Below are 22,586 nucleotides of genomic sequence, written 5' to 3' on the forward strand. Positions count from 1 at the left end.
TATACATCTATTAAGCGTTTTGACCTTTTTTGATCCATTCTGCTACATTGACTGTACGTTTCGCCTGATGTTTTGCGGCTGCTTCTGCATCCTCTTGGATCTTTCCATTTTGGTCAACAGTCACACTCACACCATAAGGGTTACCCCCTGCGCCGTATAGGGAATCATCCGTGTAGCCAGGAGCGGCAATAATGGCTCCCCAGTGGAACATCGTTGTATACAGGCTCAGAACCGTCTGCTCCTGTCCGCCATTTGGGTTTTGTGCAGATGTCATCGCACTCACTGCTTTGTTTGCTAGTTTCCCTTGGAACCATAAACCGCCTGTTGTGTCTAAGAATTGTTTCATTTGAGCCGGTAAGTTACCGAAACGGGTCGGCATGCTGAAAATAATGGCATCTGCCCACTCTAAGTCACTTAACTGAACCTCAGGGACATCTTTTGTTTCATCTAAATGTGCTTTCCATGCTGGATTTGATGCAACAACTGCTTCTGGTGCCAATTCAGGAACCTTTAAAATTTTGACTTCAGCACCAGCTTCTTTCGCTCCAGCCTCCGCCCATTTCGCCATCTGATAGTTTGTACCTGTTGAACTATAATAAATAATCGCTAGTTTTACGTTTTCCACTTGTTCCATCTCCTTTTGTTTGGTTTGCCCAAAAAGCTTCTGTAAAAATCCCACCTGTATTCCCCACCTTATTTAAATTGACGACGATACCACAATGCCGCAGCATCGACTTCTTCTCTCGTTAGCTGATGTCCACGATTTTCCCAATGAAGCGTTACGGAAGCTCCCGCCTCCTGAAGCAGTTGCTTCAGTTCCTGAGATTCCTCAGGACGGCACATTGGATCATTTTCACCAGCTGCTATAAAGACTTGTTTCCCCACTAATGAAGGTAATGAAACCCCTCGTCTTGGGACCATAGGATGATGCAGGATCGCTCCTTTCAGCGCATCTCCGTAATGGAATAACAGACTTCCAGCAATGTTCGCCCCGTTTGAATAGCCGATGGCTACAACATTGTGACGATCAAATCCATACTTATCTGCTGCTTCCCCAATAAATATATATAATTCCTCTGTACGCGCAATTAAATCTTGCTCATCAAAAACACCCTCTGCCAAACGTCTGAAAAAACGCGGCATGCCGTTTTCTGATACATTTCCTCTCACACTAAGAACAGATGCTTCAGGGTCTACCACTTCTGCAAGGGGCAATAAGTCATGCTCTGTCCCACCAGTTCCATGCAGCATGAGAAGGACAGGTTTTTGTTCATTCTTTCCTTTTTGAAAAAGATGCTTCATCATGAATCTCCTTTCCCTTTGATTTCTCTTACCTCAATCGGCAGCACGATTTGTTCAATCTGACTGCGCTGCGCCTCATATTGCGGTGGCAGTTTCAACGCTTCACCCATCGTTTCCACAGATTCATCGTGTGCAAACCCTGGAGGATCGGTCGCAATCTCAAATAATATGCCGCCAAGCTCTCTAAAATAAATCGCATTGAAATAATTTCGATCTTGCACAGGCGTCACTTGATATCCGCTTTGCGCAACATGTCTTTGCCAATCTAATTGATCCTGATCATCCGTTGCTCTCCACGCAATATGATGTACAACACCTACGCCCATACGTCCTCGTGCAACAGGTGTCTTGTTCACATCAATCACATTGCCGATTTCTCCAAACGAACGGAATCTCACATAATCTCCTTCTGTGCCGACTTTTTCAAGTCCCATCGTTTGCTCTAGCAGCTGCATCGTTTGCTCAGGCTGTGAAGTTAATAAAACAGCTCCACCAAACCCTTTAATCGCTACTTCTGGTGTTACCCCATTAAATGTCCAGTCATTCTGTTTTCCTTCTTCACGCTCTACAAGTTCTATCAATAAACCGTGCGGATCTTCAAATGAGAGAAAGGCCTCACCAAAGCGTTCAATCATTTCATAAGAAACGTCAAACTGCTCAAGGCGTTCCTTCCAAAAAGAGAAGGCACCGGTCGGTACGACATATGTTGTCACGCCTACTTGACCTGCTCCAATTTGTCCCTTTTGTGCACCTGGCCAAGGGAAAAACGTAATAATGGTACCTGGAGAACCTCCTTCATTTCCAAAATATAAATGGTATGTGCCTGGATCATCAAAATTGACGGTCTTTTTCACGAGACGAAGACCTAAAACACCTGCATAAAAATCAACGTTCTCCTGAGGATGACCAACAATTGCTGTGATATGGTGAATTCCTTCTGTTTTCTTCACTTCTAATGACCTCCTCTTCATGACGTAACATGTCTCTACTCATTATGTCTTGACTGACGCTTTTATATTATCTCGAATTCGAGATATATGACTAAAAAATATATTTATCTCGAATTAAGGATATTCCTTTTTGAAATAGATGTCAATGATTTTTGTTTTTTTCTTTTCAAAAGCAGGCCGCTTTATATATAACAGACCTGCTTCCCCTTGATTATTGAAGCAATTTTTTCTTTTTTAAATAGGCTTCAGCTACTTGGAATGCATCTTTCCCCTTCACATTGACTTCGTAATTCATTTCTCTCATCTCATCATCTGTGATTTGACCAGCGAGCTTGTTGAGAGAGGCCTCAATCTCAGGATACTCTTTTAATGTCTCCTGTCTTAGCAAGGGCGCTCCTTGATAGGGCGGGAAAACATGCTTGTCATCATCAAGCACCTTCAACTTGTATTGTCTCAATTCACTGTCTGTCGAATACGCATCGACCAACTGAATATTCCCTTTTTGAATGGCTCGATATCGAAGTTTTGGTTCCATCGTGACCACATCGTCAAAAGAAAACTGATAAGCTTTTTGAATGCCTAAATATCCATCCTGACGATCAGAAAACTCTAAAGTAAAGCCAGCACGTATACGATTCTTGATTTGACTCAGATCTGAAATCTTTGATAAATCAAATTGATCCGCTAGTGATTGAGGCACGGCTAAAGCGTATGTATTGTTATAAGCCATCGGCTGAAGAAGCTGAAGCTGAAAGGATGACGCCAAACCTTGGCGCGCTTGCTCATACACTTTTTCCTTATCCGTGCTTTTCGCTGTTTCTTTCAGAAATTCAGAAATCGCTGTCCCTGTAAATTCAGGATAGATGTCAATATCACCAGACCGCAGTGCTTGAAAAACAAAGGACGTCTTACCAAGACCAGGCTTAAGATTGACTTGGATATCTGTATCCTGCTCAATTAAAAGCTTATACATGGAGATCAAAATTTCAGGCTCTGACCCCAGCTTCCCTCCAATGGTGATCTCTTTCTTTTCTTGTTGAAACAGCAATGGGGCAGCGACAACTGCTCCTGCTATTACAGCAAAGACCGTCACAGAGATCACGGTTTTTTTAAAGGAGATTTTCTCAAGTGTCCGCAAGACCACATCAAATAAGAGCGCAAGTAATGCAGCTGGAATAGCACCAATGATGATCAACGACATATCATTTCGATCAATTCCAAGCAGAATCAGACTCCCTAATCCACCTGCCCCAATAAGAGCTGCAAGAGTCGCTGTCCCTACAATGAGAACCATCCCCGTTCGGATACCTGCCATGATCACCGGCATAGCAAGAGGGAGTTCTACTTTTAATAAGCGTTTGCGGTGATTCATTCCCATAGCGAGCGCCGCTTCCCGCAGCGACGGATCGACCTCACGAATGCCTGTATATGTGTTTCTTAAAATAGGAAGCAGAGCATAGACGACAAGAGCGATAATTGCGGGCACTTGACCAATCCCAACGAGAGGAATCAGCAGTCCAAGCAGCGCCAAAGACGGAATTGTCTGCAAGACAGCCGTCACCCCAATGATCCCCTCTGCTATCTTAGGGACTCTCGTTAAATAAATCCCTAATGGAATGGCAATCAAAATCGCTAGAAATAACGCAATGAAGGAAATTTGAATATGCTCAAGTAAGGCGTGTCCGAGCTGATCTTTTCGAGCCCATAGCACACTGGTCCATTCATTCATGTGTCTCGCCCCTCTCAGCAGAAGTACCGGCCAAATACTGAATCACCGCTTGACGAGTGATGAGTCCGATCCGTTCCCCATCCTTCTCAACAACAAGCTCTTCATGCTCTGCCAGTCGAGATAGAACCTCTTCTAGCGTCGCATGGATGGAGACCACCTCATCGCCTAACAGATCTTCTTGAGGCATGGGCTGAGAAATAGTTGTCAGCTCAAATGCTTGATGGTCTACATGACGGGCAGCTCCTGAAACAAACTCCCGCACAAATGAATTCACTGGATACTGAATCAATTCCTCTGGGCGACCAACCTGCACCACTTTTCCTTCATTCATCACACATATCCGATCTCCAAGCTTCATGGCTTCCTGCATATCATGTGTCACAAAAACGATGGTCTTTTGAATACGGCGCTGTAACTCAAGCAGATCATCTTGTAATTTCTCTCTCGTCAGTGGATCTAACGCACTAAAAGGTTCATCCATCAGGACAATCTCAGGATCAGCAGCAAGTGCCCGTGCTACGCCGACTCGCTGCTGCTGTCCTCCTGAAAGCTCTGCTGGCTTTCGATGTCGGTAGGTAGAAGGCTCAAGCCCCACCATGAACATCAACTCATCAACACGCTGATTCGTCTCAGTCCGCTTCCATTGTTTAAGTTCTGGCACTACAGCAATATTCTCTTCTATGGTCATATGAGGGAACAACGCTATTTGCTGAAGCACATAACCAATATCCCAGCGCAGCTCATAAATATCATAATCGCTGATGGTTCGACCCTTTATGTAAATCTCACCTTCTGTAGAAGAGATGAGACGATTGATCATTTTCAAAGTCGTCGTTTTCCCGCTCCCACTAGGTCCAATCAATACAAAAAATTCACCTTTCTGAATCTCCAAATCAACAGATTGAACGGCATACCGGTCATCAGAAAACTGCATCGATACATTCTTAAATTCAATCATCTTCCCACGCCCTGACTGCAAGTATATTTTAAAATACCAATATGACAGATTAACCTAGTATTTGTATAGAACAAACTGTCACGTTAACTCTCTTTTTACATACTTCCCCTAGTTAGACTGCTAGAAACGACTTTCTCATAAAAAGTGAGACAAATAAAAAAAGCGAAGAGCTCAAGGCCCTTCGCTTTTAAGTCAACGACTTACTCACCAGTAACGTATGGAAGTAATGCCATTTGACGTGATTTTTTAATCGCTAATGTCAATTTACGTTGATACTTAGCGCTAGTTCCTGTTACACGACGAGGTAAAATTTTACCACGCTCAGAAACAAACTTTCTAAGAAGATCAACATCTTTGTAATCGATGTGCGTGATTCCGTTAGAAGTAAAGAAACATACTTTACGACGTTTCGCACGACCGCCTCTGCGTCCACCTGCCATTTGTTTTCACACCTTTCCTTTGGTCATTTTTTTCAGATCAATTAGAATGGCAAATCATCATCGGAGATGTCAATCGGTTTACCATCATTCGCAAATGGGTCATCATTGAAGCTATTTCCCTGATTACGATTTTGGTTGTTTTGATTGCCATATGGATTTTGACTTGGTTCATTTCCAAATGGATTCTGATCATTTTGGCTGCCGCCATAATACTGGCCTCCGCTATTACCACCGCCGCTGTATCCACCTGAACCAGCACCGCCGCTTTTAGGCTCAAGAAATTGAACACTTTCAGCTTGAACTTCTGTCACGAAGACACGCTGTCCTTGCTGGTTTTCATAGTTTCTTGTCTGCAAGCGACCGTCTACACCGGCAAGACTTCCTTTTTTCAAGAAATTAGCCACGTTCTCGGCTTGTCTTCTCCAAGTAACACAGTTAATGAAATCGGCTTCACGCTCTCCAGATTGATTCGTAAACGTACGATTCACAGCTAGAGTAAACGTGGCTACAGCCGCACCATTAGGCGTGTAGCGAAGCTCAGGGTCTTTTGTTAGTCTTCCGACCAATACAACACGGTTTAGCATATTGAAAGACCACCTTTAAATATATATTTCAATGATTTATTCTTCTTCTTTAACAACAATGTGGCGAATGATATCGTCACTGATCTTAGCTAAGCGGTCAAATTCTTGAACTGCTGCAGCGTCAGATTGAACGTTTACGATTTGGTAGAAGCCTTCACGGAAATCGTTGATTTCGTATGCAAGACGACGTTTACCCCAATCCTTTGTTCCAGTGATCTCCGCACCGTTAGAAGTTAACACGTTATTAAAACGGTCGATAACTGCTTTTTTAGCCTCATCGTCAACTGTTGGGCGGATGATGTACATAACTTCGTACTTTCTCATCTGATTGCACCTCCTTTTGGTCTAAGCGGCCCTATACGGGCAAGGAGCAATAAATTATATTACTCACAATTGTATATTATAACAAATTACTTGGCCTATGACAAGAACCTATACGTTAAAACGGAAATGAATGACGTCTCCATCTTTCACTATATATTCTTTACCTTCTAAACGAACTTTTCCTGCTTCTTTTGCAGCAGACATACTTCCGCCAGCTAGTAAATCTTCATAAGCAACCGTTTCAGCACGAATAAATCCACGCTCGAAGTCCGTATGAATGATTCCAGCACATTCCGGCGCCTTCATTCCTTTTTTAAATGTCCAAGCACGTACTTCTTGCTCACCTGCTGTGAAATACGTAGCTAAGCCAAGAAGTGAATAAGACGCTTTAATCAACTGATCTAAACCTGATTCTTTGATGCCTAGCTCTTCAAGGAACATTTGCTTCTCTTCTCCTTCAAGCTCTGCAATTTCAGACTCAATCTTCGCACAAACGACGATGACTTCAGCGTTTTCGCCAGAAGCAAACTCACGAATTTGCTGTACATATTCGTTTCCGTCCTGATCTGCTACTTCGTCCTCACTCACATTTGCTACATACAGAATAGGTTTTGACGTGAGTAAATGAAGTTGCTTCACAAGCTTCTGCTGCTCATCTGTAAATTCAACCGATCTTGCAGATTTTCCAGCTTCAAATGCGTCCTTCAGCTTTTCCAAAATATCAAATTCAGCTACCGCTTCCTTATCTTTTTGTTTCGCAAGCTTACTCACACGAGTTAAACGCTTTTCAACCGTTTCTAGATCAGCCAAAATCAATTCTAAATTAATCGTTTCAATATCTGACACTGGGTCAACCTTACCTGACACATGTGTAATGTTATCATCAGCAAAAGCTCTTACCACGTGACAGATTGCATCTACTTGACGAATATGAGAAAGGAATTTATTCCCTAAACCTTCTCCTTTAGATGCCCCTTTCACAATACCAGCAATATCAGTGAATTCGAAAGCAGTCGGAACTGTCTTTTTTGGCTGCACTAATTCTGTCAGTTTTTGCAAACGCTCGTCTGGAACTTCTACAATTCCGACGTTTGGATCAATGGTACAGAACGGATAGTTAGCAGACTCCGCTCCAGCCTGTGTAATTGCATTAAATAGCGTTGACTTCCCGACGTTAGGTAAGCCAACAATACCAGCTGTTAAAGCCATTCTTTCATCTCCTCTATATGAAACGTGCTCGTTATACTGCGTAATATGAACCTAGAGCAATTATAAGTAGGTTTACATGAAAAGACAAGCTAACCATCATGCATTTTCAATAGAAGAAACATTACCAAAAAGACTAAATCGGAGCTTTAAAATGAGAAATTGCATCTGTTTCTCTGAACAAAAGACAAATTTCATCAAAAAAGCATGAGGCCTACTTAAGCAGTTGGCTCCTCATGCTTGACGAGAATTTTCTTCATTTTTCGTTCAAAATCTCTTCTTGGGATCATCACGCTGTGCCCGCACCCTTCGCATTTAATACGAATATCCATGCCCAAACGAATAACTTTCCACCGATTGGCACCACATGGATGGGGTTTTTTCATTTCAACGACGTCATGTAACCCAAATGCTTTGTCTGCCATCAGCATTCACCTCTCTTGCTCACTTCATTAAATCTATTGTACAAAAAAATGCCGATAGAGAGCAATGCACAAAATAAAGAGCCGCTGGCATGTATCAATCCCGTTCTTTTTTATAGAAAAAACCCTTCTTTTAGATCATTTTATTTGTGACCAATAGTTACTTAAACTCCGCTTTTTTTCAATATTGTCACAAACACTGTAGGTCAAAAGGTTTTTATTGGTAGAACGCTGTGGTTTTTCCATATTTTTTGATTTATGATATCTGCATAAATGTTATGTGAGGGAGCAGGTACGATGGTCAATCGAAAGGATAGATTAACCGACAAAGATTATAAAATCATATCCGATCACGCTGGAAACGCAGAGAATTACCAGCAGAACCATACGATAGAAGTAGGTCAGCATACGCTCACTGTCAACGATTTTCTAAAAATAGATCATCAATTATATGGTTTAACGATGCAGCAGGAACAGTCAGATGAGTTCATTGTCGCGTTTCACTGTCCTCTGCCAAAACAAATGACGGTGACATCGACACAAGATGTTCAAACGGCTACCCAATCATTGTTAAAAACGGATTATGCCTACCCCATTGAAAGAAAATCCTTAGCCGGAAAACAAGATCATGTCTTTTTTAAAGGGAAGAAATACATCGAGGACGTCTGTCAGAAGCACCCGAATGCAACCATCTATCTCACTGGACAAGCGCTTGCCGGTGCTGTTTGTGCTTACATTGCGACAGAACAGCCAGCTGTCAAAAAAGCCATCACATTCGATAGCCCAAATATATGGAGCAGCCTGGCACCTTCCATTCAGCAAAAAGCAGTAGAAGGAAAATATACCCATGTTCTCACGGAATATATTCAACCCAATCATTATGTAGGTTTACTCAATCGCCATGATCATGGAGTTGGACAAGTCAAGTACACCGTACCGCCCCGGGAGCAGGGATCGGTCCAAGAATCCATAAAATATAAACCAAGAGAAATTGACACCTTTTTAAGATCAGCTTTTGCATCAATGAATATAGAGTGGAACGAATCATTTGATACAAATGCATTTTTAGCTCTCGTTTCAGGAGAATTTAAAGTAAATGGGTATTCATTCCATTCGAATGGAACCGCTCGTATTTTAGATGAACAGCTTGATCACAATACAAGTTTTACAGCGATGCTTTTACAAGAAATCCATTCAGGCCGTGCATATGCACAAAACGGGCTTGAAATTATCATAAAATCCCATTTACTAAAAAATTCATCGTATGATCTACAAAGTATTATTGAACATGAAGTACACACTGTATTTGAGAAAATAGATGGAATTGATGATAGTGTAAAAGATGCCGTCCATCATGTAAAACAAGAACTGAAAGGACTTGTCGGCTTCGGTCACTATGATTTATTAACCCATAGCGATGTAGAAGCACTGTTAGAGGAAGTAAGGATGGAGCAGCCGCAATCAACCTTTTATTCTCATGAAAAACAACTGAATGCCTTGTACACCTTGAGAGACTACGAACAAGAACTTTCCACCCTTTCAAGACATATGTACACAATGGGTGATGACTATGCAAAGGCAGATAGACGCCTTGCGATGCAAATGGGTATTCGTTAAGAAAGGAGTCGCCATATGATCAATCAAAATAAACCTCCTAGTGACGCCCAGCGTTTCTTGCAAAATGTGAGTGCCCGCCGCTCCATGTCTGTATTCGAAAGTCAATCTGCACCACAAACACAATCGCAATCACCTGAAGAAATTGCCGCTATTCAGGCCATGCGCAGAGAAGGACAACGAAAAGATTTAAAGCGATTGCTGAAAATGCGGCTTCACGATGAATTGGCAAACACACGCATGCACTTGGAGTACCAATTATCCAAAACAGAAGACATGATGAACCAGACAACCATTGTCAAACAACATGTATCCCAGCATTTAAAGGGACAAGCCATCTCAGAAATAGAGGAACGCATGCAGCGTCTCCAGCACATGCCTGTATATGACGATATCAAGGAAGCGATTGATTCCATTCGGATAAAATAAGCACTTCTCTTTGAAAGAGAGGTGTTTATTTTATTTTATCAGTATAATTTTTAGAACGGAAAAATATCTTTTTACTTAAAATCGGATACAGCATTAAACAGACAAGCAAATAAAGATTGAGCAAGCTGTAAATCGGATACAAGAAAGCAATCAAATCAGCAAATCCAAGAGAGGTTAAAGGTGCCATCAAAAGAAGCATGATGAATACAATGAACCAGCGGGGCATTCGTACAAAAGAGAGCATGCGGCTGGATAAACCAAATAATCCCGCAGCGGTTGTTGTATAAATCGCTAAACAAAGAACAATGGTCATAAACACAAACAATGATGTTGGTGCCCCCTCTAATACTGTAAACAAAGGAATCCCTTCTGCTGAAAGACTCCCAGAAATATCAACTAGTATTTCGTTATACACATAAGAAATGACACCAAAAATCAAACCGCTTAATATACTCGCAACTTTGGCCTCTCCAAGCCCCTTCATTTCTTTCCCCACTGAAGATAGCACCGCCACAACAGATAATATATTCAAAGAAGCAAAGACGATACTAGCAGGCCAATTGTATTGCTGGCCAAAATCAATTCTCCACATATGATCATGATTCATATAATAAAAAACAAACGCATAGATGAGCCCCGCCACCAAAATTGGTATAATGAAGGCATTCACAGATAAGAGCCCTTTCACATCCCAGAAAAAAATCATAAATGAGAATAAACAAAATGCACCGATTCCAACCCAAAATGGCACATGATACATCTCAAGTGTCACCCCGCCACCGGCAATCATGACTGTTGTTGTCGTGAATAGATAAAGAACAATTAAAATATCATACACCTTGGCCAGCCAAGGACCTACAAGACGCTCTAACACCGGCACAAAATGATCGGCACGAACCTCATAACTGATTTTTAACACCACATAGGTAGACAGCATAAACATGAGCGTAAACAGTAGAATGGCTAGTCCGCTATCAAGGCCAAAAAACTGCCAAATTTCTTGACCGGAGGCATATCCCGCTCCTATCAAGCTTCCTAAAATTAAAAGCGTCCACCTTGAACCAGCCTTCCACACAATCATCACCTCATAGGTATAGAATTAAGCTTGTTTCCGTATACTGATACTAACTACTATGACAAGGAAGTGAGACCTATGAATAGCAAGAACGGTCTTTTTTTAAGAAATAGGGTGAAAGAATACGTGTCCCATACGGATACAAATGCCATTCAGCAGCTTAAAAGTATTTTATTCTCGCATCTTCAGAAAGCAGGAAAAAGACCCGTTGCCATCGTCTGCATAGGAACAGACCGCTCAACCGGTGACTCTCTAGGTCCACTTGTAGGAACAAAGCTTTCAAGTCTTGATTTAAAAAAGCTGCATGTATACGGCACTCTCTCTGACCCAGTGCATGCGGTCAATTTAAAGGAAAAGCTCGCTGAAATTGAACAAGCTCATAAACACCCATTTATCGTAGCCGTTGATGCCTGTTTAGGAAGAGTGAAAAGTGTAGGATCGTTTCAAATTGGAGAAGGACCGTTAAAGCCCGGTGCAGGTGTGCAAAAAGAGCTGCCAGAAGTAGGTAATATTCATATTAATGGAATCGTCAACGTGAGCGGTTTTATGGAATACTTCGTTCTTCAAAACACACGTCTTCATCTTGTGATGTCAATGGCCAATACACTGTCTGAAAGTCTATCTCACATTGATCAAATGGATTGGACGAGAGAAAAAAGCCGTTCTCTCTTCACCCCTATTCAAAATATCACGGGAAGAATATAAAAAAGACCATCTCGTATCAAGATGGTCATTCCGATGATTCTCTCGTAGAAAGCAATTCAAGGATTCTTTCTAAATCTTCATTTGAGAGAAATTCAATCTCAATTTTCCCTTTTTTCTTCTGTTTCTTGATCGTCACTGAAGTACCGAAGTAATTTTGTAAGAAAGACTCTCTTTCTTTCAACACACGATCCTTTGGTGCTTCTTTTTTCTTTGTTTCACGTGGAACATTTTCATTTAATTGCTGAACAAGTTTCTCAACCTGACGGACATTTAAACCATCGTCCACGATCTTCTTTACCAATGGCGCCAGCTTCTTTTTGTTTTTCAAACTAAGCAGCGTGCGTCCATGTCCCATGGATAATGTGCCATCCGCAATCAGCTTTTGTACTTCGTCCGGTAATGTTAATAGACGAAGGTGGTTCGCAATATGCGGTCTGCTTTTTCCTAATCGCTTGGCTAATTCCTCCTGAGTCACACTTAAGTGATCTAGTAAGGAGGCATAGGCTTCCGCTTCCTCTAATGGAGATAAATCCTCGCGCTGTAAGTTTTCTAAAAGAGCGATCTCCCTCATCAATGTTTCTGAAAATTCTCTGACGATCGCAGGAATCGTTGTCAAACCAGCTTGTTGTGCTGCACGGAAACGGCGTTCTCCTGCGACAATGTCATATCCTTTAATCGATTTACGAACAATAATCGGCTGTAAAACACCGTGCTGCTGAATTGATTCTTTGAGATCAGACAATGCATCATCATCAAACGTTTTCCTTGGCTGATAAGGGTTCGGACGCAAATCCTTCAACTTAATTTCTTCGACAGTTTCTTCATTGGAATCCACATTGTTAAATAGCGCATTAATACCCTTCCCAAGACCTTTAGCCATTCGCATCCACTTCCTTTGCTAAGTCTAAATAGACATCTGCACCTCTTGAACGTGGATCATACAAGATAATAGGTTTCCCATGACTAGGCGCTTCACTTAGTCTCACATTTCTCGGAATCACGGTCTGATAGACTTTATCTCTAAAGTATTTTTTTACTTCTTCGATGACTTGGATTCCAAGGTTTGTTCTTGCATCCAGCATTGTCAGTAAGACACCTTCAATGGCAAGGTCGGTATTTAGATGTTTCTGCACAAGACGAACCGTATTCAACAATTGACTCAATCCTTCAAGCGCATAATATTCACACTGAACCGGTATTAAAACAGAATCGGATGCAGTTAACGCATTAATCGTCAGTAATCCAAGTGATGGCGGGCAGTCAATAATCATATAATCATAATTTTGCTTCACAGATTCAAGTGCTCTTTTCAGCCTCACTTCACGTGAGATCGTAGGCACAAGCTCAATTTCCGCCCCTGCAAGCTGTATCGTCGCAGGAATGACATCAAGATTTTCGACCTCTGTCGTCTTAATCACATCAAGTACATCTGCATCGTCTACTAAAATATCGTACACGCACTTCTCTACGTCGGCCTTCTCAATCCCAATACCACTCGTGGCATTTCCCTGCGGATCAATATCAACTAACAACACTCGTTTTCCTATGTATGCTAAACACGCACCCAAATTAACAGAAGTTGTCGTCTTCCCAACGCCGCCCTTCTGGTTGGTAATCGCTATGATTTTCCCCACGATGTCACCCACTTTCAACTTAACAAGTTTCTCATTCATTCATACTTCCTATTCTATCAAAAAAAGTATGAAACGTTTGCTTTTTTTGTTTCTCCACTATAAATTCGTGAATGAATCTGTGTTTTCGTACATGGATAGATGCATAAAAATACGTTTTAAAAGTATATTAATATATCTTTTTGAAGAAAATAACGAGACAAAAAACCCCCACTTTTATAAAAGTGAGGGAGATACAATCAAAAGTTTAGCCCGCCAATTTTTCGGCCTTCACTTACAATGACTTTAGGTGTCACTGTTTTATAGTTCTTCTTTTTCAAAAAACCATAGGGTGCTTTAATGGTAAATGTGGCATGTCCAACAGCGTCCCCGGTTTTCGCGTAAGCCTGCCATACAATCTTTGAACAATAAGTAGGGTCCAAGGATTGAATAGACATAGTGATCGAATATCGAGCCTTCGGATGGTCTTTCACGTAATCATGCGCCCAATCCCCTGCTAAATCTGCCTTTTCCTGATGATTAATCCGAATCACCTTTGTATTGGCACTATAGCGAAACCAACTCTGAATGGAATCAATATTTGGATGCTGCCGGAACCCAGGAATGGATGCATAGCTTTTCTCATTAATGACGATGCCTGCATGACCAATTAAGCCATTCAAAGCACCAGTACTCGTCACCAATATATCCCCTTTTTGAGGCATAATATCGGTTCCAGGATACGGTTTACCAAAAAGGTGGCGAATGGTATTCGGCCTTTCATCCGTTACCATTTCATCCTGTTTGTTTTGCCTTAAACCATAGTTCTCCAAATCATCATCAGCTGTGATCACATCGATCGCATCGTCCTGAGACGCTTGCTCTTGATTTAATTGTTGAACCGTTACATCTGTCGAAACCACACCTTGTTTCTTCAGAGTACTCAGTTCTTCTTTCGTAATCGTTTCTTCCGCTGAATGAGTATCATGATTCGTTGACGTGCTCACAGCAAACACAGTCGTTTCATTTGAAAAAAGAGAAAAAGAGATTAGTAAATAACAGATAATAGCAAAAATAGTCTTTTTCATTTTCATCGGTTACATGTCACCTCCCTTCTACTATGAAAATCATATTTTACCAATTAATTAATAATAAGTAAATATCATGAATTGAAGGGAGAGAGAGACAAAAAAGCTGACGAGTAATGCTCATCAGCTTCTTTCTATTTAGGAATTCGAATCGTTAATTGGATATATTCCTCAAATTCTTCTTCCTCGGTATTTATTTTAAGTCCGCTGTCTTCTACCATGTGGAGAGACTGACGAATGGTATTCATCGCAATTCGCGTATCTCGGCTAAACGCCTTACGTTTCGGCTTCGGTTTGCGATCTGTTTTTTGTTCAAGCATCTTCACTACACGCTCTTCAGTCTGTTTCACATTCAGCTGCTTTTCGATGATTTCCTGCAACAGCGTGATCTGTAATTCTGGCAGCTTTAGAGGTACAAGTGAACGGGCATGTCTCTCTGAGATTTTTTTCTCCAAAATGGCTTGCTGTACCTCTTCAGGCAACTTTAAAAGTCTTAGTTTGTTTGCAACAGTCGATTGTCCCTTACCTAAACGCTGAGCAAGCGCTTCTTGCGTTAAATCATGAAGCTCTAAAAGACGTGCATAAGCATGAGCCTCTTCAATTGCAGACAGCTCTTCTCTTTGCAAATTTTCAATCAATGCCACAGATGCCGTTTCCGTATCAGTAAAATCTTTTATAATAGCGGGGATCTTCTCCCATTGAAGAGTTTGTACCGCTCTCCAACGTCTTTCGCCGGCGATCAGTTCATATTTTCCTTCTTCTTCTGTTGGTCTAACAACAATCGGTTGAATAATGCCATGGGTATGAATGGTTGTGGCCAGCTCTTGTATCTTTTCTTCTGAAAAAATGGTGCGTGGCTGAAAACGGTTAGGCATAATTGTGTCGACCGGGAGCTCCTGTATCTCTTCCTTTAATGTTTCATGCTCAGCAATCTCTGCCTCTATTTCGGTATCACGCTCAGGATGTTCTTTGTCACCAAGCCCGAAGAAGCGTGAGAGTGAATGCTTCATGAACCTACACCACCTTTAAAAACTACCTTTTTATAATTCTATTTTCTCATGTTTTTTCCTTCTGTAAAATCATAAATATTGAAGAAAAACCGACCTTTTACATGATCAACCCTCTATTGGTGATTTATTAGGTGTTCCTGGTTTTCTAGGATATTTTTTTGGTGTTTGTTTTTTCTTTTCAATGACAATGATGTTCCGTTCGCTTTCTTCTAAAGGAAGAACAAAGGAATGCTTTTCAACAACCTCTCCTCCGAGGACAGTGACGGCTTTTTTTCCTGCTTGCATCTCTTCATCTGCAGCAGATGCTTTTAATGCAACAAACACACCTTCCTTTTTCACAAGAGGCAGGCATAGTTCGCTTAAGACAGATAAGCGCGCAACTGCTCTAGCGGTGACAAGGTCATAGCTTTCACGTTGATCTTTACGTTGTCCAAAGGTCTCCGCACGATCATGATAAAAAGTAGTATCTTGTAAGTTTAACCCTTTTGCTAACTCATTGAGAAACGTAATGCGTTTCTGGAGAGAATCAACAATGGTCACATGTAGATGAGGGAAACAAATTTTAAGAGGAATGCTTGGAAAACCAGCACCAGCTCCAATATCACAAATTGTTGTCACTTTGTGAAAATCAATAAAAAATGCTGCTGATATCGAGTCATAAAAATGCTTTAAATATACTTCTTCCTTTTCTGTAATGGACGTTAAATTCATCTTCTCGTTCCATTCTACAAGCATATGGAAGTAAGTTTCAAATTGTTCAAGCTGCACTGGAGAAAGAGTGATCCCTTTCTCCTCTAGTGCTGCTGAAAATTGTTCAATGTTCATGCCGACATCCTTTCTACTCTGCTATCTTCGCAATACGTCCCTGCTCCAAATACACTAAAAGGATAGAAATATCAGCAGGGTTAACGCCTGAAATACGAGAAGCCTGTGCAACAGAAAGCGGTCGGACTTCTTTTAGCTTTTGCTTCGCTTCAGTTGCAATCCCTTTGATGGCATCATAATCGATTCGATCCGGAATCTTTTTGTTTTCCATCTTTTTCAGCTTTTCAACTTGTTGGAGCGATTTTTCAATATAACCTTCATATTTAATTTGAATCTCTACCTGTTCACACACATCAGCAGGAAGCGGTGTGTCAGCAGGTGCTAGTTTCACAACAGATTCATAGTTCATCTCTGGACGTTTCATCAGATCACTAGCGCGAATACCGTCCTTCAATTCACTTCCACCAAGTGAACGAATATATTCCTGTGTCTCTCCTGTAGGTTTAATAATGACAGAATATAAACGTTTTTTCTCTGCTTCAATAGCCTCTTTTTTCTGTGTGAATGCTTGGAATCTCTCTTCAGAAATTAAACCAATGTTATATCCAAGTTCCGTTAATCTTAAATCAGCATTGTCATGACGCAGAAGTAAGCGGTACTCTGCACGAGAAGTTAAAAGACGGTAAGGTTCATTTGTACCCTTCGTGACAAGATCATCAATGAGAACACCGATATATGCATCAGATCGGCTTAAAATGACTTCTTCTTTACCCAATGCTTTTCTTCCTGCATTGATACCTGCCATAATTCCTTGACCTGCAGCTTCCTCATAACCAGAGGTACCATTAATTTGGCCAGCTGTATATAATCCAGAAATTTTCTTCGTCTCAAGTGTCGGCCACAATTGTGTAGGCACAATCGCATCATACTCAATGGCATAACCCGCTCGCATCATTTGTACATTTTCAAGCCCTGGAATGGTTGACAGCATTCGCTGCTGTACATCCTCTGGCAGACTTGTAGATAAACCTTGAACATACACTTCTTGCGTATTACGGCCTTCTGGCTCTAAGAAAATTTGATGTCTCGGTTTATCATTAAAACGAACCACCTTATCCTCAATAGACGGGCAGTATCTAGGACCTGTTCCTTTAATCATACCTGAATACATAGGAGAACGGTGAAGATTCTCATCAATAATTTGATGAGTCTCTAAACTTGTGTATGTTAACCAGCATGGTAATTGATCTGTAATATATTCCACAGTTTCATAAGAAAACGCACGTGGTACATCATCACCTGGTTGAATTTCTGTCTTACTATAATCAATCGAGTGGCTGTTTACTCGAGGTGGTGTCCCAGTTTTAAAGCGAACCAAATCGAATCCTAATTCTGCTAGATGATCCGATAATTTAATGGAAGGCTGCTGATTATTAGGACCGCTTGAATAAGAAAGATCCCCTAAAATAATGCGGCCTTTCAAGAAAGTACCAGTCGTTAGAACAACAGACTTCGCGCGATAATTTGCACCTGTTTGAGTCACAACACCTTTACATTCATCATCTTCTACAATTAAATGGTCTACCATCCCTTGCAGCATTGTTAGGTTTGGTTCATTTTCCATTGTTTTTTTCATTTCGTGCTGATATTGAAACTTATCTGCTTGCGCTCTTAACGCACGGACAGCAGGTCCTTTCCCAGTATTCAGCATACGCATTTGAATATGTGTCTTATCTATATTTCGTGCCATTTCTCCGCCTAGCGCATCAATTTCTCTGACGACAATCCCTTTAGCGGGACCTCCTACGGACGGATTACATGGCATAAAAGCAACCATATCGAGATTGATGGTCAATACAAGTGTTTTGGCGCCCTGTCTTGCAGAAGCAAGAGCAGCCTCAACACCAGCATGACCGGCACCGACGACGATTACATCATATTGGCCAGCTTCATAACCCATTTCTTTTGTTCCTCCCTTTACTTTCCTAAACAGAATTGAGAGAATAACTGATCAATTAAGCTTTCATGAACAGCATCCCCAATAATTTCACCTAGCTGCTCCCAACAGCGTGTTAAATCTATTTGAACAATGTCGATCGGTACATCCATTTCAATTCCTTCTAGAGCATCCTCAATCGATTGTTTTGCTTCTTGAAGGAGCGCAATATGCCTAGTATTGCTTACATACGTTAAATCTCCACTTTCAATTGAGCCAGTGAAGAATAAAGATTGAATGGCCATTTCAAGCTCATCAATCCCTTTTTCTTGTAATAAAGATGTTGTCACGACTGGACGATCTTTCGCTAACTCTTTTACTTTTTCTACATCAAGTTTAGGCTCAAGATCAGTCTTATTGACAATCACAATAATATCCATACCCGAGACAGCCTCAAATAGCTTAATATCTTCCTCAGATAACTCTTCACTATAATTGAGCACAAGTAAAATCAGGTCAGCTTCTTTTAAGACCTGTCTTGATCGTTCGACCCCAATACGCTCAACAATGTCTTCAGTCTCACGTATACCTGCAGTATCTACTAAACGGAGCGGCACACCTCTTACATTCACATATTCCTCGATGACATCTCTGGTTGTTCCAGGAATATCGGTCACAATCGCCTTTGTTTCCTGAACAAGACTATTTAATAAGGAAGACTTCCCAACATTCGGCCTTCCAATAATAACAGTAGATAAACCCTCACGTAGGATTTTCCCCTGCTGTGAAGTCGTTAGAAGCGATTCAATTTCCTTTTTCACAGATGTCGCCTTTTCAACTAAGACTCGATGTGTCATTTCTTCCACATCGTCATACTCTGGATAATCAATATTCACTTCTACATGGGCAAGTGTCTCCAATATCTCACCACGAAGACGTTTAATCAAACCGGAGAGACGTCCCTCCATTTGAGTCATTGCGACATTCATCGCACGGTCAGTCTTTGCACGAATCAAGTCCATTACGGCTTCTGCTTGTGACAAGTCGATTCTTCCATTTAGGAAAGCACGTTTTGTAAACTCACCTGGCTCCGCTAATCTCGCTCCTTCTTTTAAAGCAAGCTGCAAGACTTTATTGACCGTGACAATTCCGCCATGGCAGTTGATCTCAATAACGTCTTCTCTCGTAAATGTTTTTGGTGCTCTTAATACAGACACCATGACCTCTTCTATCACTTGCTCGGTACTTGAATCTACAATATGACCATAATGAATGGTATGAGAATCCACTGATACAAGTTTTTTCTCCTTAGGCCCCTTATACATGCGATCAGCAATCTGAACTGCATCAGGCCCGCTTAAACGTATAATGGCAATTGCCCCTTCACCCATTGGTGTAGAAATTGCTGCAATTGTATCCACCGCTCATTCACCTCTTTCTCTATTCAATAGACAGTCTTATATCTATTAAATGGACGTTGTCCATCTCTATATCAAAAACGCTTAATCCAAAATTTAAAGATACCACAAATGCATGCGAAGCGAAAGTAGCCCACATTTAATTATCCACAGTTTTGCACCCTGTCTATTTTAACACTTAACTTATCCACATGTGAATAACGACGTTCTAAACTTGTCTTCACATCTTACACCTAAATCCAATAAATTAAAACGTCCTTCTCCCTTTGCAACTAAGGGAAAATGACGTTTTCGATCTAAATAACACACTAACTTTTTAGAAATAAAGGAGGAATCTACTATTAAAAGGTAATTTTTCAATAAAAAAAGACTAAAATCCAGCTTTGCTGAATCTTAGCCTTTCTGCTATTTTTTATACATCACAACAACATGACGCTTGCTGCCTGTATCTTCGGATGCCGTGGCAAGTTCTTTAGAAAATGCTGCAATCGTATCATGAACGACTTTTCGTTCATTCGAAGGCATCGGTTCTAAATGAACCTTTCTCTTCGTTTTTAAAACACGGTTTGCCGTTTTGATTGCATATTGTTCAAGTGCTTCTTGTCGTTTCTTCCTATAATCTCCAATATCAATTGTAATATGATGATACTGATCAGAATAACGATTAAACACTAACTGCACCAAGGTTTCTAAAGAGTACAGTGTTTGTCCTCTTTTTCCAATCATTAATGAAGTTTTGTCTCCATTAATGTGAAAAGAGATCTTTTTCGTTTCTTTTTTCGAAACAATGTTTGCTTTAGGATCAATTGATTTAACAATTTTATCTAAATACTGTGTTGCTAATTTGAGCGCATCTCGCTTTTCTACTAACTTGACAACAGCTCGTCTTTTACCAAATAATCCTAAAAACCCTTTGTTTCCTTCATCTACTATTGTGATATCTACTTCTTCTTGTAGTAGTTGAATTTGTTTCAGTCCGGAATCTACTGCTTCTTCGACTGTGCGACCGACAGCAGTTATTTCCTTCATTTTTTGTTCCCGCCAGCTTTTTCTTTTGTATCAACTTTTACTTGAGGTGTTTTAATGACCAACGTTTGAATGATCATGAAAATGTTACCTACAACCCAGTACAGTGAAAGTGCCGCTGGGAAACTGATTGCAAATACAACGATCATAATTGGCATCACCCAAAGCATAATCGCCATTTGAGGGTTGTCGGAAGGATTTCCAGCCATCATTAGCTTCTGCTGAATAAAAGTAGCTACACCTGCAATAATCGGTAACAGGAATAATGGATCTGGACTGCCTAAGTCAAACCATAAGAAAGTATGTTTCTTGATTTCAGCTGTTCTCATGATCGCATGATAAAAACCAATTAAGATTGGCATTTGAATTAAGATTGGGAAACACCCTGCTAATGGATTTACACCATTCTTTTGGAAAAGAGCCATTGTTTCCTGTTGAAGCTGCTGCTGTGTTTTTTGATCTTTTGAACTATATTTTTCACGAAGCTTCTTTAGTTCTGGCTGAAGTGCTTGCATTGCTTTTGTACTTCTTAATTGTTTAATCATTAATGGTAAAATAAGCAAACGAATTAAAAGAGTTACGATAATAATCGCTACACCATAGTTTTCACCAGTTAAGTTTGCCATGTAAGTGATTAATTGAGATAGCGGGTATACAATGTAAGAATTCCAGAATCCCTTACTATCTGATGTGATTGGTTCATTGATTTGTGTACATCCTGCCAATAGAACCAACACGCCAATCAAGCTAAATATTAGTAATAATCGCCTTTTCAACAAGATTCCTCCCATTACTTCAAACTTTATTTAAGTTGGAATTGATTACGAAAGTGACTCACCTAATCAGTATGGTAACATTTTTTCATTACAAAGTGGTGGTTTCATTTTAATTCACTAGATGAAGGAAGCGCTTTTAAAAATTGATTCAACGAAAGTTTCTATTACGAAGACTTTTTCGGTTGTTGTTGATAAACAGCGGATTTTCTAAATAAATGCTGGAGAGACTTCTTTGTTTCTTCAAAGGTCAATTCGCTTGCTGGTTTTCGTGCGATAACAATGTAGTCTTTTTCTTGCTTTAGCTTATGACCTTCCTCTAAGAACACCTGACGGATCAATCGTTTAATCCGGTTTCTTATCACTGCATTACCTATCTTCTTACTGACAGACAATCCTAAACGCAGTTCTTCTTGATTTGGTTGGTCCAGCTGATAAATGACGAATTGGCGATTAGCCATTGATTGACCTTTTTTGAAAACTGTTTGAAACTCTTCATTTTTTTTTAGCCTGTTTCGCTTCTTCATGTTTTCTTCCACTCCGATAAAAACTGACAGTTCATTTACGATTTTATGTAAAAAAGACCACTGACATTATTCAGTGGCCTAAGCTGATAATTTTTTTCTACCTTTGCTGCGGCGTCGCTTTAAAACTAGACGTCCGTTTTTAGAACTCATACGGCTGCGGAAGCCATGAACTTTACTACGCTTACGGTTATTTGGTTGAAACGTTCTTTTCATTTATGACACCTCCCTGAGGAATAGCTGTTTAAGACAGTCTAACTCATTATATTTGTGTAACCCATCGATTGTCAATATCAATGATAAAACTCTTATTATCAACCTTATAAGCATAACACAAGTTATCAAGTGAAGAAACCTTCTTTTTTAGTTTCCAGCATTTTATTCTTTTTTTCCTTCAAAAAAACCTTCAAAACAAGGTTGTGGATATTTTTCCGGCATATTTTGACTATCCACATCCATTATCGACATTTTTTTCACACAAATAACCTATGTGGATAATTATTTTTCAACAGGATGTAAAGTGTGTGGATAAGTTTGTGACACCCATTGCACCATCTTGTTTATTTTGATATTATATTTGTGTTTTAACTCTTAATTACTTATCTGGCCTATTTATCTTATCCACAATTTGTGGATAACCTGTGGAAAGTTATTACACAGCTTGTTGAATTGTTTATCCACAACCTGTGTAATTTGTC

25 protein-coding genes are annotated in these 22,586 nt (G+C 40.4%); 3 read left to right on the forward strand and 22 right to left on the reverse strand.

Annotated features, from left to right (window positions below):
- Nucleotides 1-10: 10 nt before the first annotated feature.
- From wrbA to ACNO7B_RS18880, 10 genes are all read right to left on the reverse strand, one after another.
- Nucleotides 11-634, reverse strand: coding sequence for an NAD(P)H:quinone oxidoreductase (gene wrbA / locus ACNO7B_RS18835; protein ID WP_045034926.1), 624 nt, complete (start codon nucleotides 632-634; stop codon nucleotides 11-13).
- Between the two features lie 59 nt (nucleotides 635-693).
- A complete protein-coding gene (locus tag ACNO7B_RS18840) occupies nucleotides 694-1,305 on the reverse strand; it encodes an alpha/beta hydrolase (RefSeq protein WP_417901836.1) in 612 nt (203 codons plus the stop codon).
- Nucleotides 1,302-2,273 (reverse strand): ring-cleaving dioxygenase, encoded by a 972-nt coding sequence (locus ACNO7B_RS18845; protein ID WP_007497450.1) that lies wholly within the window; start codon nucleotides 2,271-2,273, stop codon nucleotides 1,302-1,304. The genes ACNO7B_RS18840 and ACNO7B_RS18845 overlap by 4 nt, the downstream gene beginning before the upstream one ends.
- 190 nt (nucleotides 2,274-2,463) lie before the next feature.
- The gene (locus ACNO7B_RS18850; RefSeq protein WP_417901837.1) at nucleotides 2,464-3,981 is read right to left on the reverse strand and encodes an ABC transporter permease/substrate-binding protein; all 1,518 of its coding nucleotides are present in this window, start codon (nucleotides 3,979-3,981) and stop codon (nucleotides 2,464-2,466) included.
- A complete protein-coding gene (locus ACNO7B_RS18855; RefSeq protein ID WP_417901838.1) occupies nucleotides 3,974-4,939 on the reverse strand; it encodes an ABC transporter ATP-binding protein in 966 nt (321 codons plus the stop codon). The genes ACNO7B_RS18850 and ACNO7B_RS18855 overlap by 8 nt, the downstream gene beginning before the upstream one ends.
- A 200-nt stretch (nucleotides 4,940-5,139) precedes the next feature.
- Entirely contained in the window at nucleotides 5,140-5,379 is a 240-nt protein-coding gene (gene rpsR / locus ACNO7B_RS18860) for a 30S ribosomal protein S18 (protein ID WP_008347556.1), read from the reverse strand.
- Between the two features lie 41 nt (nucleotides 5,380-5,420).
- Nucleotides 5,421-5,963: a single-stranded DNA-binding protein SsbA gene (gene ssbA, locus ACNO7B_RS18865; protein WP_007497456.1), complete on the reverse strand. Its 543-nt coding sequence runs from the start codon at nucleotides 5,961-5,963 to the stop codon at nucleotides 5,421-5,423.
- 36 nt (nucleotides 5,964-5,999) lie between these two features.
- Nucleotides 6,000-6,287 carry a 30S ribosomal protein S6 gene (rpsF, locus tag ACNO7B_RS18870; RefSeq protein WP_008347557.1) on the reverse strand — a complete coding sequence of 96 codons (288 nt, stop codon included), beginning with the start codon at nucleotides 6,285-6,287 and terminating at the stop codon, nucleotides 6,000-6,002.
- Between the two features lie 108 nt (nucleotides 6,288-6,395).
- Complete coding sequence (ychF, locus tag ACNO7B_RS18875) at nucleotides 6,396-7,496, reverse strand: redox-regulated ATPase YchF (protein ID WP_007497458.1); 1,101 nt, start codon at nucleotides 7,494-7,496, stop codon at nucleotides 6,396-6,398.
- Nucleotides 7,497-7,711: 215 nt separating this feature from the next.
- Nucleotides 7,712-7,918 (reverse strand): DUF951 domain-containing protein, encoded by a 207-nt coding sequence (locus tag ACNO7B_RS18880; protein WP_008347561.1) that lies wholly within the window; start codon nucleotides 7,916-7,918, stop codon nucleotides 7,712-7,714.
- A 294-nt stretch (nucleotides 7,919-8,212) separates the two neighbouring features.
- Here ACNO7B_RS18880 and ACNO7B_RS18885 point away from each other — a divergent pair, with 294 nt between their 5' ends.
- Together ACNO7B_RS18885 and ACNO7B_RS18890 are read left to right on the forward strand one after the other, a co-directional pair.
- Complete coding sequence (locus ACNO7B_RS18885; protein WP_417901839.1) at nucleotides 8,213-9,532, forward strand: hydrolase; 1,320 nt, start codon at nucleotides 8,213-8,215, stop codon at nucleotides 9,530-9,532.
- A 15-nt stretch (nucleotides 9,533-9,547) separates the two neighbouring features.
- Entirely contained in the window at nucleotides 9,548-9,958 is a 411-nt protein-coding gene (locus ACNO7B_RS18890) for a hypothetical protein (RefSeq protein ID WP_007497462.1), read from the forward strand.
- Between the two features lie 25 nt (nucleotides 9,959-9,983).
- Here the strand turns inward: ACNO7B_RS18890 and ACNO7B_RS18895 are convergent, their stop codons facing one another.
- Nucleotides 9,984-11,039, reverse strand: coding sequence for a hypothetical protein (locus ACNO7B_RS18895; protein ID WP_079919768.1), 1,056 nt, complete (start codon nucleotides 11,037-11,039; stop codon nucleotides 9,984-9,986).
- 72 nt (nucleotides 11,040-11,111) lie between these two features.
- Between ACNO7B_RS18895 and yyaC the strand changes: the two genes are divergently transcribed.
- Nucleotides 11,112-11,738 (forward strand): spore protease YyaC, encoded by a 627-nt coding sequence (gene yyaC / locus ACNO7B_RS18900; protein WP_025208343.1) that lies wholly within the window; start codon nucleotides 11,112-11,114, stop codon nucleotides 11,736-11,738.
- Nucleotides 11,739-11,763: 25 nt separating this feature from the next.
- Here the strand turns inward: yyaC and ACNO7B_RS18905 are convergent, their stop codons facing one another.
- From ACNO7B_RS18905 to rpmH, 11 genes are all read right to left on the reverse strand, one after another.
- Nucleotides 11,764-12,618, reverse strand: coding sequence for a ParB/RepB/Spo0J family partition protein (locus ACNO7B_RS18905; protein WP_410684067.1), 855 nt, complete (start codon nucleotides 12,616-12,618; stop codon nucleotides 11,764-11,766).
- A complete protein-coding gene (gene soj / locus ACNO7B_RS18910; protein ID WP_008360890.1) occupies nucleotides 12,611-13,372 on the reverse strand; it encodes a sporulation initiation inhibitor protein Soj in 762 nt (253 codons plus the stop codon). The genes ACNO7B_RS18905 and soj overlap by 8 nt, the downstream gene beginning before the upstream one ends.
- Nucleotides 13,373-13,608: 236 nt before the next feature.
- Nucleotides 13,609-14,442 (reverse strand): YiiX/YebB-like N1pC/P60 family cysteine hydrolase, encoded by an 834-nt coding sequence (locus ACNO7B_RS18915; RefSeq protein ID WP_041508097.1) that lies wholly within the window; start codon nucleotides 14,440-14,442, stop codon nucleotides 13,609-13,611.
- Between the two features lie 128 nt (nucleotides 14,443-14,570).
- Entirely contained in the window at nucleotides 14,571-15,446 is an 876-nt protein-coding gene (gene noc, locus ACNO7B_RS18920) for a nucleoid occlusion protein (protein ID WP_024718432.1), read from the reverse strand.
- Nucleotides 15,447-15,551: 105 nt separating this feature from the next.
- Entirely contained in the window at nucleotides 15,552-16,271 is a 720-nt protein-coding gene (gene rsmG, locus ACNO7B_RS18925; protein ID WP_417901840.1) for a 16S rRNA (guanine(527)-N(7))-methyltransferase RsmG, read from the reverse strand.
- A 13-nt stretch (nucleotides 16,272-16,284) separates the two neighbouring features.
- Nucleotides 16,285-18,171, reverse strand: a complete 1,887-nt coding sequence (gene mnmG / locus ACNO7B_RS18930) for a tRNA uridine-5-carboxymethylaminomethyl(34) synthesis enzyme MnmG (RefSeq protein WP_417901841.1) — start codon at nucleotides 18,169-18,171, stop codon at nucleotides 16,285-16,287.
- Nucleotides 18,172-18,188: 17 nt separating this feature from the next.
- Nucleotides 18,189-19,568 (reverse strand): tRNA uridine-5-carboxymethylaminomethyl(34) synthesis GTPase MnmE, encoded by a 1,380-nt coding sequence (mnmE, locus tag ACNO7B_RS18935; protein WP_017359868.1) that lies wholly within the window; start codon nucleotides 19,566-19,568, stop codon nucleotides 18,189-18,191.
- 402 nt (nucleotides 19,569-19,970) lie between these two features.
- A complete protein-coding gene (gene jag, locus ACNO7B_RS18940; RefSeq protein WP_417901842.1) occupies nucleotides 19,971-20,594 on the reverse strand; it encodes an RNA-binding cell elongation regulator Jag/EloR in 624 nt (207 codons plus the stop codon).
- The gene (gene spoIIIJ, locus ACNO7B_RS18945) at nucleotides 20,591-21,373 is read right to left on the reverse strand and encodes a YidC family membrane integrase SpoIIIJ (protein WP_087976621.1); all 783 of its coding nucleotides are present in this window, start codon (nucleotides 21,371-21,373) and stop codon (nucleotides 20,591-20,593) included. Before spoIIIJ ends, jag begins: the two co-directional genes overlap by 4 nt.
- A 158-nt stretch (nucleotides 21,374-21,531) precedes the next feature.
- Nucleotides 21,532-21,891, reverse strand: coding sequence for a ribonuclease P protein component (gene rnpA / locus ACNO7B_RS18950; RefSeq protein WP_008347592.1), 360 nt, complete (start codon nucleotides 21,889-21,891; stop codon nucleotides 21,532-21,534).
- Between the two features lie 78 nt (nucleotides 21,892-21,969).
- A complete protein-coding gene (gene rpmH / locus ACNO7B_RS18955; RefSeq protein WP_008360908.1) occupies nucleotides 21,970-22,104 on the reverse strand; it encodes a 50S ribosomal protein L34 in 135 nt (44 codons plus the stop codon).
- Between the last annotated feature and the right edge of the window lie 482 nt (nucleotides 22,105-22,586).

The sequence above is a fragment of the Bacillus sp. AK25 genome (genome assembly GCF_048270685.1).
Classification (GTDB): Bacteria; Bacillota; Bacilli; order Bacillales; family Bacillaceae; genus Bacillus; species Bacillus altitudinis.

Bases quoted from the DNA above. Each gene is read 5' to 3' on its own strand.
- ACNO7B_RS18905 (WP_410684067.1), bottom strand. From the start codon at position 12,618: ATGGCTAAAGGTCTTGGGAAGGGTATTAATGCGCTATTTAACAATGTG.
- ACNO7B_RS18850 (WP_417901837.1), bottom strand. From the start codon at position 3,981: ATGAATGAATGGACCAGTGTGCTATGGGCTCGAAAAGATCAGCTCGGA.
- noc (WP_024718432.1), bottom strand. From the start codon at position 15,446: ATGAAGCATTCACTCTCACGCTTCTTCGGGCTTGGTGACAAAGAACAT.
- ssbA (WP_007497456.1), bottom strand. From the start codon at position 5,963: ATGCTAAACCGTGTTGTATTGGTCGGAAGACTAACAAAAGACCCTGAG.
- rpsF (WP_008347557.1), bottom strand. From the start codon at position 6,287: ATGAGAAAGTACGAAGTTATGTACATCATCCGCCCAACAGTTGACGAT.
- ACNO7B_RS18915 (WP_041508097.1), bottom strand. From the start codon at position 14,442: ATGAAAATGAAAAAGACTATTTTTGCTATTATCTGTTATTTACTAATC.
- rpmH (WP_008360908.1), bottom strand. From the start codon at position 22,104: ATGAAAAGAACGTTTCAACCAAATAACCGTAAGCGTAGTAAAGTTCAT.
- jag (WP_417901842.1), bottom strand. From the start codon at position 20,594: ATGAAGGAAATAACTGCTGTCGGTCGCACAGTCGAAGAAGCAGTAGAT.
- ACNO7B_RS18890 (WP_007497462.1), top strand. From the start codon at position 9,548: ATGATCAATCAAAATAAACCTCCTAGTGACGCCCAGCGTTTCTTGCAA.
- ACNO7B_RS18895 (WP_079919768.1), bottom strand. From the start codon at position 11,039: ATGATTGTGTGGAAGGCTGGTTCAAGGTGGACGCTTTTAATTTTAGGA.
- ACNO7B_RS18845 (WP_007497450.1), bottom strand. From the start codon at position 2,273: ATGAAGAGGAGGTCATTAGAAGTGAAGAAAACAGAAGGAATTCACCAT.
- ychF (WP_007497458.1), bottom strand. From the start codon at position 7,496: ATGGCTTTAACAGCTGGTATTGTTGGCTTACCTAACGTCGGGAAGTCA.
- rsmG (WP_417901840.1), bottom strand. From the start codon at position 16,271: ATGAACATTGAACAATTTTCAGCAGCACTAGAGGAGAAAGGGATCACT.
- wrbA (WP_045034926.1), bottom strand. From the start codon at position 634: ATGGAACAAGTGGAAAACGTAAAACTAGCGATTATTTATTATAGTTCA.
- ACNO7B_RS18840 (WP_417901836.1), bottom strand. From the start codon at position 1,305: ATGATGAAGCATCTTTTTCAAAAAGGAAAGAATGAACAAAAACCTGTC.
- yyaC (WP_025208343.1), top strand. From the start codon at position 11,112: ATGAATAGCAAGAACGGTCTTTTTTTAAGAAATAGGGTGAAAGAATAC.
- rnpA (WP_008347592.1), bottom strand. From the start codon at position 21,891: ATGAAGAAGCGAAACAGGCTAAAAAAAAATGAAGAGTTTCAAACAGTT.
- ACNO7B_RS18880 (WP_008347561.1), bottom strand. From the start codon at position 7,918: ATGGCAGACAAAGCATTTGGGTTACATGACGTCGTTGAAATGAAAAAA.
- rpsR (WP_008347556.1), bottom strand. From the start codon at position 5,379: ATGGCAGGTGGACGCAGAGGCGGTCGTGCGAAACGTCGTAAAGTATGT.
- ACNO7B_RS18885 (WP_417901839.1), top strand. From the start codon at position 8,213: ATGGTCAATCGAAAGGATAGATTAACCGACAAAGATTATAAAATCATA.
- mnmG (WP_417901841.1), bottom strand. From the start codon at position 18,171: ATGGGTTATGAAGCTGGCCAATATGATGTAATCGTCGTCGGTGCCGGT.
- ACNO7B_RS18855 (WP_417901838.1), bottom strand. From the start codon at position 4,939: ATGATTGAATTTAAGAATGTATCGATGCAGTTTTCTGATGACCGGTAT.